The 12,147-nt window shown below is 43.3% G+C and carries 11 protein-coding genes; 3 read left to right on the top strand and 8 right to left on the bottom strand.

Going from position 1 to position 12,147, the window contains the following annotated elements; genetic code table 11:
• Positions 1-19 precede the first annotated feature (19 nt).
• The 7 genes from secD to BLP57_RS01565 form a co-directional block, all read right to left on the bottom strand.
• Positions 20-2,446: a protein translocase subunit SecD gene (gene secD, locus BLP57_RS01595; protein WP_092068849.1), complete on the bottom strand. Its 2,427-nt coding sequence runs from the start codon at positions 2,444-2,446 to the stop codon at positions 20-22.
• A gap of 15 nt (positions 2,447-2,461) precedes the next feature.
• Entirely contained in the window at positions 2,462-3,826 is a 1,365-nt protein-coding gene (gene scfB / locus BLP57_RS01590; RefSeq protein WP_129975275.1) for a thioether cross-link-forming SCIFF peptide maturase, read from the bottom strand.
• Between the two features lie 143 nt (positions 3,827-3,969).
• Positions 3,970-4,110, bottom strand: coding sequence for a six-cysteine ranthipeptide SCIFF (gene scfA, locus BLP57_RS01585; RefSeq protein ID WP_015524633.1), 141 nt, complete (start codon positions 4,108-4,110; stop codon positions 3,970-3,972).
• Between the two features lie 82 nt (positions 4,111-4,192).
• A complete protein-coding gene (locus BLP57_RS01580) occupies positions 4,193-4,543 on the bottom strand; it encodes a TIGR04086 family membrane protein (protein ID WP_021650373.1) in 351 nt (116 codons plus the stop codon).
• 56 nt (positions 4,544-4,599) lie between these two features.
• Complete coding sequence (locus BLP57_RS01575; protein ID WP_092068846.1) at positions 4,600-6,324, bottom strand: hypothetical protein; 1,725 nt, start codon at positions 6,322-6,324, stop codon at positions 4,600-4,602.
• Positions 6,325-6,532: 208 nt separating this feature from the next.
• Complete coding sequence (locus BLP57_RS01570) at positions 6,533-7,126, bottom strand: YdcF family protein (RefSeq protein WP_021650371.1); 594 nt, start codon at positions 7,124-7,126, stop codon at positions 6,533-6,535.
• 144 nt (positions 7,127-7,270) lie between these two features.
• Positions 7,271-8,035: an N-acetylmuramoyl-L-alanine amidase gene (locus BLP57_RS01565; RefSeq protein WP_092068843.1), complete on the bottom strand. Its 765-nt coding sequence runs from the start codon at positions 8,033-8,035 to the stop codon at positions 7,271-7,273.
• Between the two features lie 226 nt (positions 8,036-8,261).
• On the opposite strand from BLP57_RS01565, the gene BLP57_RS01560 reads away from it, so the two are divergent.
• The 3 genes from BLP57_RS01560 (at position 8,262) to BLP57_RS01550 (ending at position 11,040) form a co-directional block, all read left to right on the top strand.
• A complete protein-coding gene (locus BLP57_RS01560) occupies positions 8,262-9,239 on the top strand; it encodes an ABC transporter substrate-binding protein (protein WP_022427132.1) in 978 nt (325 codons plus the stop codon).
• 89 nt (positions 9,240-9,328) lie between these two features.
• The gene (locus BLP57_RS01555; RefSeq protein WP_092068840.1) at positions 9,329-10,243 is read left to right on the top strand and encodes an ABC transporter permease; all 915 of its coding nucleotides are present in this window, start codon (positions 9,329-9,331) and stop codon (positions 10,241-10,243) included.
• 2 nt (positions 10,244-10,245) lie between these two features.
• Positions 10,246-11,040, top strand: coding sequence for an ABC transporter ATP-binding protein (locus tag BLP57_RS01550; protein ID WP_021977269.1), 795 nt, complete (start codon positions 10,246-10,248; stop codon positions 11,038-11,040).
• A gap of 163 nt (positions 11,041-11,203) precedes the next feature.
• Here BLP57_RS01550 and BLP57_RS01545 read toward each other — a convergent pair whose 3' ends face one another.
• The gene (locus BLP57_RS01545; protein WP_092068837.1) at positions 11,204-12,136 is read right to left on the bottom strand and encodes a DUF5688 family protein; all 933 of its coding nucleotides are present in this window, start codon (positions 12,134-12,136) and stop codon (positions 11,204-11,206) included.
• Positions 12,137-12,147 lie beyond the last annotated feature (11 nt).

The following is a 12,147-nucleotide window of genomic DNA, read 5'->3' as shown; positions in this document are numbered from 1 at the left end:
TTTCTGTTATTCAGCAATTTTATTCAGATTTCTCCTCATCATTCTGCTGCTTTGCTGCCTCCTGCGCTGCAAGGCGCTCGGCAACTCTTTTACGGTTTTTCTTCTTCGGCTGCTGCTGAGCTGTCTGCTGTCCGGATGGCTGTTTTACCTTTTTCTCAGATTTCTCGGAAGAAATCTTTGCGGAAGCTGCTACAGCTGCCGGTGCTGCAACACGATTTTTTCTGAATGTTTTCATGGTGTACCACAGAGCACCAGTGATGCATACAGAAGAATATGCTCCACCGACGATACCTACCATCAGCGGTGCTGCAAATTCTTTAATTGAGGAAACACCCATTACATAAAGAATTGCAACCATTACAAATGTTGTTAGGGATGTGTAAATGCTTCGTGTCAGAGTTTCTGTAACACTGGTATTTACGATCTCTTTTAGTTTCTCATCCTCAACTTTCTTTCTGCCTCTCATATTCTCACGGATACGGTCGAAGATGACAATAGTAGCATTGATGGAATAACCTACGATCGTCAGCATACACGCAATAAATGTATTTCCCACAGATGTTCTAGAAATAACATAAAACGCAAGTACGACCAGGACATCATGAAGAAGTGCAAGTACTGCACTGCTTGCAAAGCGGATATCCTTGAAACGGAACCAGATGTAAAGAAGCATGAAGATCGCAGCTACGATAACCGCTACGATAGCGTCTCTTCTCATCTCATTGCTGACAGTAGCGGAAATATTCTCCGATGTGATCAGACTTGTATCTACATCAAAATTTTCCTCCAATGCCTTATTCAGTGCTTCTCGTTCCTTAAGATCCAAAGAACGTGTTTTGATCACTACCTGATTGGTTCCCTGCACCTTGGTCGGCTGTACATTCTTATCACCTGTCACTGCCTCAACAACCGGTGTTACCTCGGAATCGATCTCCTTGATATCCATCTCTTTATTGAAGGTTACATTGGTAGAAGTACCGCCGGAAAACTCCAGACTGTAATTCATGGCTTTGTCACCGATCACATTACTGTGGACCAGCATTCCTACAGGTCCGCAAAGGATCAGGATAATGGAAACAGCAAAGAAGATTTTTCTCTTTCCAACGAAATCCACAACCTTACGTTCCTTGGCAATGCCATAGAATTTCGGGTCACGAACACCAATTGCGTATACCGCATTAATAACAAGTCTGGATATAACCAGTGCTGTAAACATGGAGATCACGATACCCATTGCCAGCGTGTAGGCAAACCCCTTAACAGAACCGGAGCCAAGCCACATCAGCACACAAGCCGCGATCAGTGTTGTGATGTTTCCATCAAAAATAGCGGAAAACGCTTTGCCGAATCCACTTTTGATCGCTGCATGGACAGAAAGGCCTGCCGCGATCTCCTCACGGATTCTGGCGTAGATAATAACATTGGCATCCACTGCCATACCAATGCCCAGGATGATACCTGCAATACCCGGAAGCGTAAGGGTGATATCAAAGGCATTCAGCGTGATCAGCATTAAGGTTGTATAAAGAACCAGTGCAACAGATGCAACCAGACCTGGGATACGGTATGCGATGATCATGATCAGCATAACGATCACAAGACCGATCGCTCCGGCTTTTACACTTGTTGCGATGGCTTCTTCACCAAGCTGTGCAGCAACTACGCTGGAACGAAGCTCGGTAAGCTCAAGACTTAAGGAACCGATTCTTATGTAAGAAGCAAGATTCTGTGCCTCTTCTGTACTTGCCATTCCGGTGATCTGAGCTTTTCCGCCGGAAATCTCCTCATTTACATTCGGAGCGCTTAAAACCTGATCGTCATATACGATTGCGATCTGCTTTCCAACATTTGCCTTGGTAGCTTCCGCAAATTTGGTTTTTCCATTCTTTGTAAGAGTCAGACTGACTGCATATTTCTGGGAGCTTGTGGATGAATCCTGATAAGCACCTCCCTCAGCGTCTGCAACGTCTGTACCTTCCAGTACAACAGATCCGGCTTTCTGGATATCCTCAATACTTCTTGCAAGAACATATCCACTCTCACTGTTTCCTGTTGTAAAATTCTGGTTTCCGTCTGCATCTGTCTGATCGATAAAATACAGAGAACCTGGCTTTCCAAGTTCTTCCAGGATCGCATTTGCATCTGATACTCCTGGAATCTCAATGGTGATACGGTTGGAACCTTCCTGATATGCCTGTGCCTCAGTACTGTACTGAGAAACACGCTGCTGCATCTTGTAAACAGTATCGGACATGTCTTCCTTGCTCGGATTACTGTCCTTAGCCTGGTATGTGATGCTGACACCGCCGGCAAGATCAAGTCCGGTGTTGATATTCTTAGCCGAACCTGTTCCTGTAGGACCAATGCCTACCGCAGCCACATAGCAGAAGAATACTGTGACAATTGCTGTCAGAAGCAGCACTGCAATTCCTCTACTTTTCTTCATTTTCTTTTTCCTCTCTTATTCCGCCAAAGCGGCTTTTATCATGATAGCGCACTCCACACGCTTCCTCTGGAGTTCGCATCCGATCTTATAATTCCCCCGGATATCTCCGCCGAAATGGTAACCATTTGCCGCACAGCCGCCGCTGCAGTAGAATCTGGCAAAACAGTCTTTACAGTCCGGTTTCGTATAGACGTTACATCTTCCAAAGTCTTTTACGATTTCAGGCTTTGTGATTCCCTCGTCTACATTACCCATAAGGTACTGTTCCTCACCCACAAACTGGTGACATGGATAAAAATCTCCCCACGGAGTAACAGCCAGGTACTCGGTTCCTGAGCCGCATCCGGAAAGTCGTTTGTATACACACGGACCACCGGTAAGGTCTATCATAAAGTGGAAGAAGTTGAATCCTTTTCCCTCTTTTTCTCTTTTGATCATTTCTTTTGCAAGAATATCATACTGTTCCAGGATCTGTGGGATATCCTCCTCACGGATCGCATACTCTTCTGTATCTGCTGCCACGACCGGCTCAACAGAAATCTGCTTGAAGCCAAGATCTGCCAGATGCAGAACATCCTGAGAGAAATCAAGATTATGATGAGTAAAGGTTCCTCTTACATAATACTTGTCCTGATTTCTGGATTCCGCAAATTTCTCAAATTTCGGCATGATCAGATCATAGCTTCCTGCACCCTTACGGAACGGGCGCATGTAGTCATGAACTTCTTTTCTACCGTCCACGCTTAAGACAACATTTCCCATTTCCTTATTGCAGAATTCCATCACCTCATCATTTAAAAGAACGCCGTTGGTTGTCAGCGTGAAGCGGAATTTTTTGTTATGAAGTTTCTCCTGTTCTCTTCCGTATTTCACAAGATCCTTTACAACCTGCCAGTTCATAAGAGGCTCGCCGCCAAAGAAATCCACTTCCAGATTCTTTCTGGAGCCGGAATTAGCGATCAGGAAATCCAACGCTTTTTTTCCTACCTCAAAAGACATCAGCGCACGTCTTCCGTGATACTCTCCTTCTTCTGCAAAACAATATCTGCATGCCAGATTACAGTCATGAGCAATATGAAGGCAAAGAGCCTTTACAACGGTCTGGCGGTTTTTGGTAAATTCATCAATGATATTCTCATAAATATCTTTTGTAAAAAGCATTCCCTGTTCCTGAAGCTTCTTACATTCAGTTACAGAGGTTTCCACATCCTCTTTCTTAAAACGGTCGCCAAGCTTCTCAGCAATGGCAGCCGCTTCCATGCCTTCTTCAAGATACGGCAGCACCTCATAGGTTACTTCATCTACTAGGTGGATACAGCCGCTGTTGATATCCAGCACAATATTATATCCATTACTTTGATAACGGTGAATCAGACTCATCTTCCCGCAATCCTTTCTAAAATTCTTTTATAACCCGACAAAACGCGCCCTCCGGCGCGTTTTGCTGGATACCTGTTACTTTCAGATAAAACAAGTGAAGCAGCGGATCTCCCGCTGCTTTCCACTCATTCAACGGCTGCTTCTTATTTGTGCTCGCAGCTCTGGTTTCCTACTGTACAGGAAGTCTTGCAAGCAGACTGACAGGATGTCTGACATTCGCCACATCCACCCTTCTTAACCGTGTTCTGAAGGTTCTTTGTATTTAATGTCTTGATATGTTCCATGATATATCCTCCTTTATGTATTCTATTCTTCGCCTAGTATAGCATAAAATCATCGATTTTCAAAGCATTTTTTTGTAAGCTTTTACGACAGCATCCCACCAATGGCTCCGCCACCAAGACACATGAAAAAAGTAGTCAACGCATGGGCAAAGGTCATATCCCATTTCCCCTGTGCCAGAAAAGATACCAGAAGCAGCAGAACATAATAGGAAAGCCCGGTAACGATCCCCCATATATATCGGTCTTTCCGTATGATCTTTCCCGCCATAAAACCTCCGACCAGGCAGGATACTACATAAATAATAATAATCCCCACCGCCGCCGTTCCTCCTCCAAATTCAAACTGAAAGAGCAGAAACGCCAGTATCAGAAGAAAAAGTCCTGTCACTCCATAGGCTAGCAGCAATGATCGTAATATTGCTTTTCCCTTCATAAAAAAGCCCTCCCACAGTCATTATATGGGAGAGCTTTTTCTCTTATTCGTATTCATTACTTCTTTCTTTTCTTAAAAAACACTGCTACACCAGCTACAACTGCCGCTGCCACAAACAAGATCACAAACGGAAGGATCTGAGTGTTATCTCCGGTATTTACCTGTTTCTTAGATGTTGTTGCAGAAGACTGTTCTTCAGCCTCATTCTCCGCCGTATCACTGTTCTGAGAAGAAGACTGTTCCTGATCTGTGCTATCTGAAGTCAGATTCTGAGATGTCTCTGCCGTATTGGTGTCTGTACTGTCTGTTTCTGCAGAATCTGCAGTACCTGAAGATGCAGTATCCGAAGATGAAGCATCAGCTGCAGGTGTAACCGTTGCACCGGTATTGCTTTCAGCATCTGGCCCTACCAGAGATTTACTTCCAGCGATGCCAAATGGGCTGAATGAATGTGTACTGAAAGTCATTGTGGCACCATCCATGCTTGGAATGATGGTCTCCATTGCGCCATTATCAAGAAGGTGTTCAATAGAATATGTATAGCCGGCCTTTACAGGTACAGTCACACTGATATACTCCCCATCCGGAATTTTATACTCTGTATTATTCTGTGTATCCCAAAGTTCAAACTCATAGGATTTAAAGATTGTTGCATCTTCTTCATTGGTAAACTGATAGTCCTCACCACCAGAAACACGAAACTGTACATACCACGGAAGATCGATTCCTGATACAGTTATTCCATCACAGGTATGATTTTGAGACGCAATTTCCTCTTTTTCTGTTTCTGTCAGATCGGTAGCTGCATTCTGAGGGCGTTTATCCTCTGTATCATCTTTCCTGTCAAAAATATTATCCTTGTTTTCTTCAGTATCAGGAGTCTCCGTAATTTCCGGGATCGCGGTAATTTCAGCATCGTTATTTTTTTCATGATTCTCATCGTCTCTATTCTCAGATGCTGCATCAGGATCCATACCATCTTCTGCCGCCGGAGTTATCGTTACAGCAGGAGTTTCCACAGCTTCTGCTTCTTCCCCATCCTGAGTTTTATTATCCTCAGATGGTGCAACTGTTACCTCCGGAGCTTCTGTTATCTCCGGATCCCTTTTTTCCTCTCCACTGGCATCTGCTGCATCTGTTGTATCTGAAGAGTCTGAAGAAGACTGCTCCGTTTTTCCTGTTGTCTCCGGATCTTCTTTATTTTCCTGGGCACTGTCATCCTGCAGACCTTCGTTCTTCTCCTCATTCTCTGCAGTGCTGTCCTCTGTTTCTTTTACAGAAGTATCTGCATCACTCTCATTGACGTCGGTTCCATTTTCCTCTTTATCATCGGTTCCATAAGATTCTCCTGAATCTGAATCAGAAGAATCGGAACTTTCCTCACTTCCGGAATTTTCCTCTGTACTGTCAATGCTGCTGACCACAACTGTCACGGAACCTGTAAGTGTTCCTGAATTACTGTCCCACCCCGGAAGGCCTGAAAGGTCAGCACCTGCAGCAGGTTTGAACACTACCCCACAGGATTGCACACGTTTGTCCGGAACATAAGAACTATCTGCCCAGGAAAGAGTTCCATACGCATTAGATGGGAGCGCAATGTTAGCAAGAGCTGTAGGGCTGTCAATAGTTATATTATCCGGGATCACAGCACCGGATTCTATACCTGAAGAGTTCTCCGCATATGCCGGAAAGGTCTGTCCTCCGATCAGTGTCATGGACAATGCCGCTGCTGCCAGTATTGAAAAGCTTCTGCTAAATGTAATCTTTGTGTTCTTTTTCATAATAATCTGCACCTCTATATTCAAAATCTAAGATTCATATTTGCCTTTTGTCAAAAAATTCAGTTATATAAAATATCGAACGCATGTAACATGCGCTCGAACCAATATTTCTCCAAAAATTAATATCTTGTTAATCTTTCGTAACAGATATTTCTTTTTTTCGTCAAATGCATTATAACACAATTCTTTTTTTTACGACACCCCTAAATTAATTTTTTTTGAGCATCAATGAAAATTGTTTAATTATTCTAGTTATTTCCCCCATTACCTCATCAATTCCATCATTTGTCATAATCCACGTATTTTTATCTATAGAATCCACACAACACGAACTCACAAAGAATTCCGTATCCGGATAAAGCAACTTGTAATACATCAACGCACGTCTTGCATGACAGGTCTTACAGCAGAGAATCGCCTTTTTGATATCCAGGTATTCTCTGTCTGTTACCTGCCGGGAATAAATTGCGTTCTCATAAGTGTAGGTTGCCTGATCTTCTTTCAGAATCGCTTCTTCCGGTACACCATTCTGCATCAGAACATCTTTCAAAAAATCCCATTCCGTTTTGTATGTCCCACAATAACATTCTTTCTTGTCAAGAACTCCTGTAAATCTCCCTGCTGTGATACTGTATCTTCCACTGGGCAGGATCTTTGGTGCAAACCCATTCCTGTAAAGCTCCGCTGCTTTTTCCGCCATTTGAGGATATCCGTTTCCCGGAACAAAGATCACATCCGCTTTTTCCGGCTTATCTTCTATAAACATGAAATCTTCTATCTGTTTCAGAAACTCTTCGTACATTATTTTCTATGTCCTTTCTTTACCATCTGCAGCTAAATCCCGGATCAAAAGATATTTATCTGACAGGTATCCCTTATCCAGCTTTCTGTATTGCCTAATCATATCACTCTTTCGTGGCAGATGCACTAACAGATCATCTGTTTTCTATTTTGTAACGATCACTGTGCTATATCCACTGTCCCTCAGCCTTTGTTCCATATTGACCGCATTTCCAAGCTGCATATATGCTCCTACCTGAACTTTGTAAAGATCATTCTCTCTCAGGATAAACGCCGGAAATCCCTGATCTGTCAGCTGATACAACATCCTGTCTGCATTTTCCCGATTTCGAAATGCTCCTGTCTGTACCCGATAATACAATGGCTCTTCCACCGTTTCCTCATTCAATGTTCCCAGAATGGCATCTGCGATGCTTCTGGCAATCTCTTCGAATTTTTTTTCAAAAAGCTGATTATCCTTTTCCGAGTTTATAAATCCGGTCTCGATCAAAAGTGCCGGCATTTTTGTGCGCCGGAGCACTACCAGCCCCGGACGTTCTTTTACGCCCAGTTCCCGAAACCCCAGTTCTCCCAATGCTCCCAGGATATTCTGTGCCATCTGATATTTAATGCCTTTCTTATCATAGATCAGTACTTCAACTCCATTGTATTGTTCCGGCTTGGAACTGCTGTTGCGATGAAAAGAAATAAAAAAATCTGCTCCATCTTCATTTGCAGCTTTCGCTTTTTCAAAAGGAGTCTGATAAATATCTGTAGTCCTGGTATAAACCACATCCACGCCATTCTCTTCCAGGATCTTTCCTACTGCAAGGGTCAGTTTCAGATTGTCATCCTTTTCCTTGCGATCTTTATAAACAGCACCCGGATCTTCTCCACCATGTCCGGCATCCAGAACGATTTTATATGCCATGTTCTTTCTCCTTGAGAATTTCATTCACAATATGATATGACTGTATGTTTTTTCCTGTGCCTGCATTTCATTTCATGCTTTATTTTGTTTTCCGGATCTGTTTATTCAACATATTTTCACGTTAATTCTTCTTGACTTTTAAGCGTTAAAGTGTTATATTAACACAATCAGTGTTGTATTTTTAAATAATCCAAAAATGCAGCAACATCGTGAGGAGGAAAACAATATGAAAAAGCGTATTTTAACAGCTGTACTCGCAGCAGCTCTTGTAACAGGAACCTGTGCTGCCACAGTAAGCGCCAAAGAAGAAAAGACTTACACAATAGGTATCTGCCAGCTGGTCCAGCATGACGCACTGGATGCCGCAACTAAGGGTTTTGAGGATGCCATCACTGAAAAGATGGGTGATTCCGTAAAATTTGACGAGCAAAATGCACAGGGTGATTCTAATACCTGTTCTACCATTATCAACAGCTTTGTTTCAGAAGGGGCAGACCTGATCCTTGCAAACGCAACCGCATCTCTTCAGGCTGCAGCTGCCGGAACTTCCGATATCCCGATCCTTGGAACAGCCGTTACCGAATATGGTGTCGCTCTCGGAATCGATGACTTTGACGGAACAGTAGGCGGGAACATTTCCGGTACTTCTGATCTTGCTCCTCTTGATGAGCAGGCCGATATGCTCCATGAGCTTTTCCCGGATGCAAAAAATGTCGGACTTCTCTACTGCTCAGCAGAGCCAAACTCCCAGTATCAGGTAGATACAGTAAAAGATGCTCTTGAGAAGCTTGGTTATACCTGTGAAGATTATGCATTCTCTGATTCCAACGATCTTTCATCCGTTGTTACCACAGCTGCCAATGACAGTGATGTGATCTATGCACCTACAGATAATACTGTAGCATCCAATACTGAGATCATCAACAACATCTGTCTTCCGGCAAAGGTTCCGGTAATCGCTGGTGAAGAAGGTATCTGCCAGGCATGTGGTGTTGCAACACTTTCCATCAGCTACTATGATCTTGGATACAAAACCGGCGAAATGGCAGTCAGCATCCTTCAGGATGGCGAAGATATCTCCAAAATGCCGATTGAATATGCACCAAAATTCACAAAAGAATACAACAAAGACATCTGTGACGAGCTTGGTATTAAAATTCCGGATGGATATGAAGCAATCGAAACAGATAAAACAGCTGAATAATCGGTAAAAAACCTATTATACACTGATACAGCGAGAAGGGAGTTCCCCTTCTCGCTGTTCGTGCATAAAAAAGAGGAGGATAATTTAACATGCAGATTATGAGTTTAATAACCGCACTTCCAGGAGCTGCCGCACAGGGGCTTATCTGGGGAATCATGGCGATCGGTGTGTACATTACATTCCGCATTCTTGATATTGCGGATCTTACCGTTGACGGAACTTTATGTACAGGCGGCGCTGTTTGTATCATGATGATGCTTAGCGGACACAATGTATGGGTGTCCATGCTGGCTGCAACAGGAGCCGGACTTCTGGCCGGTCTTGCCACTGGTATTTTTCATACCTTTATGGGCATCCCGGCTATCCTTGCCGGAATCCTGACACAGCTTTCCCTTTACTCTGTCAACCTGAAGATCATGGGAAAAGCAAACCAGGCGATCAATGTTGATAAATTTAATCTTCTGGTATCCCTTCGACGTGTCAAGGGTGTTGCTCTGACACAGAATACGCTTTTTATCGTAGCAATTATGATCATCATTCTGATTGCAGTCCTTTACTGGTTCTTCGGAACTGAACTCGGATGTTCCCTGCGTGCGACCGGATGTAATCCAAGCATGTCCCGTGCACAGGGTATCAACACAGACCGCAATAAGGTTCTGGGACTGATGCTTTCCAACGGACTTGTTGCTCTTTCCGGCGCTCTTCTCACACAGTACCAGGGATTTGCAGATATCAACATGGGACGTGGTTCCATCGTTATCGGTCTTGCTGCAGTAATTATCGGTGAAGCGATCTTCAGCCGTATTTTCCGCAACTTTGCACTGAAGCTGTTAAGCGTTGTATTTGGTTCTATTCTTTATTATCTGGTACTTCAGATTGTTATCTGGATGGGAATTGATACAGACCTTCTGAAAATGCTTTCCGCACTCGTCGTTGCATTGTTCCTTGCTTTCCCATACTGGAAGGGCAAATACTTTACAAAAGCCAAACAGGGAGGTAAATGATCATGCTGAAACTGATCGATATACATAAAACATTTAATCCGGGCACTATCAATGAAAAGGTTGCTTTAAACGGCGTGGATCTTCATCTGAACGAAGGTGATTTTGTTACAGTCATCGGAGGAAACGGCGCCGGAAAATCCACTATGCTGAATGCAGTTGCAGGTGCCTGGCCTGTAGATTCCGGAAAGATCATTATCGGTGGAACCGATGTCACAAAACTTTCCGAATATAAAAGAGCCGCGTATCTTGGCCGTGTATTCCAGGATCCTATGACCGGAACTGCTGCAACTATGGGAATTGAAGAAAATCTCGCTCTTGCCAAACGCCGCGGAAAATCCCGCCTTCTCCGTCCGGGCATTACCCGCCAGGAACGGGAAGAATACCACGAACTCCTGAAGATTCTCGGTCTTGGTCTTGAGGACCGGCTCACTTCCAAAGTCGGACTCCTCTCCGGTGGCCAGCGTCAGGCATTGACACTTCTGATGGCAACTTTAAAGAAGCCTCAGCTTCTTCTTCTGGATGAGCACACTGCTGCTCTTGATCCGAAGACTGCAGCCAAGGTTCTCGAGATCACAGACATGATCGTAAACCGCGATCATCTGACAACCATGATGATCACCCATAACATGCGTGATGCAATCACTCACGGCAATCGTCTGATCATGATGTGGGAGGGAAAGATCATTCTGGATATCCAGGGCGAAGAAAAGAAAAAGCTTACAGTCAAAGATCTCCTGGACAAATTCGAAGAAGCCAGCGGTGAAGAATTTTCCAACGATTCCGCACTTCTCAGCTAAACCACAAAAAAAGAACTCTTATAATAGTTAGACAAACAGCATAACACATGGAAAGAACCTGGCCGGAATTTCATTCTTTATGATGGATTCCGGCCTTAATTTCTGTTCTAATGCCCAAATAACGATAAACTCAAAGCACTTCCATATGTCACCTCTCTTTAGCTCATTTCAATTCCACAGAGAATTCACCACTCCTTCTGCTGTATCGATAAATGGAAGATGTCAGATAATCCTCTTCCGGAGTTGCTTTCTCGAGCGTATCACTTAGAACTTCTTTCAAATCTTCCGGATAAACCACATCCGCATTATGGACCATTACTTCATGAACACTGGTAAAAACCAGATACAGGTCTGACCCCAGAAGTTCAGAAAGACGTCTGGCTACCCCGGGCAAAAAGATTGCTGCCGCTCCATTAGTACGCTTTTCTGTACTCAGGCAATTCCCGGCAATCCCTTTATTTGGATGGTATGTTCCAAGGATATCCATGAAATTATCTCCTTCATATGTCTTATCAAACAGCATTTTTTCCCAATGATAGATTCTTGGTGGACTGATAAAATATGTATTTATTAGAGCAGCTTCGAAAACAGTATCCGCATCTTTTCCCCATTTCTCCACAAAGCTTTTCTTGATCTTTGCACTCAGAACATATCCTTCTTTTTCTCCTGCAAGATAATAAACCACTAAAGCAATATCTCCGATTTTGTGATGAACCAACTCCTTCAGTATAGTCCTGTTTTTATCTGCATTCAGAAGTCGAATAAAAAGTCTGCTTTTTACCTTCTCATAATCTTTCAGATCATCCAAATCACATAGCACACAATTTTCACTGACTTTCTTTATCTCCCCAACACAATCATGAACGATATTTTCAAAAGAATGTTCCTGACAGTACCTTTTATAAAGTTCTTCTGTATGCAACCCGCAAACTGTTTTTGCCTTTTCCATATGACCACTCTCTACAAATAGCCTATCTCCCAAACAGCCATATTTTTCTCCATCGTTTGAAAAATAAATTTCTTCTTCCTTCAGATCCATAGCCGCAAGAAGGAGCTTTCTCAGGTCCGTGACAAAAGTTTTATAACTTTTTTCCATATTTAATTTCC

Origin of the sequence: Blautia sp. SF-50 (assembly GCF_900101315.1) — a bacterium.
Lineage (GTDB): Bacteria > Bacillota > Clostridia > Lachnospirales > Lachnospiraceae > Blautia_A > Blautia_A fusiformis.
This window is presented reverse-complemented; position numbering and strand designations above follow the sequence as displayed.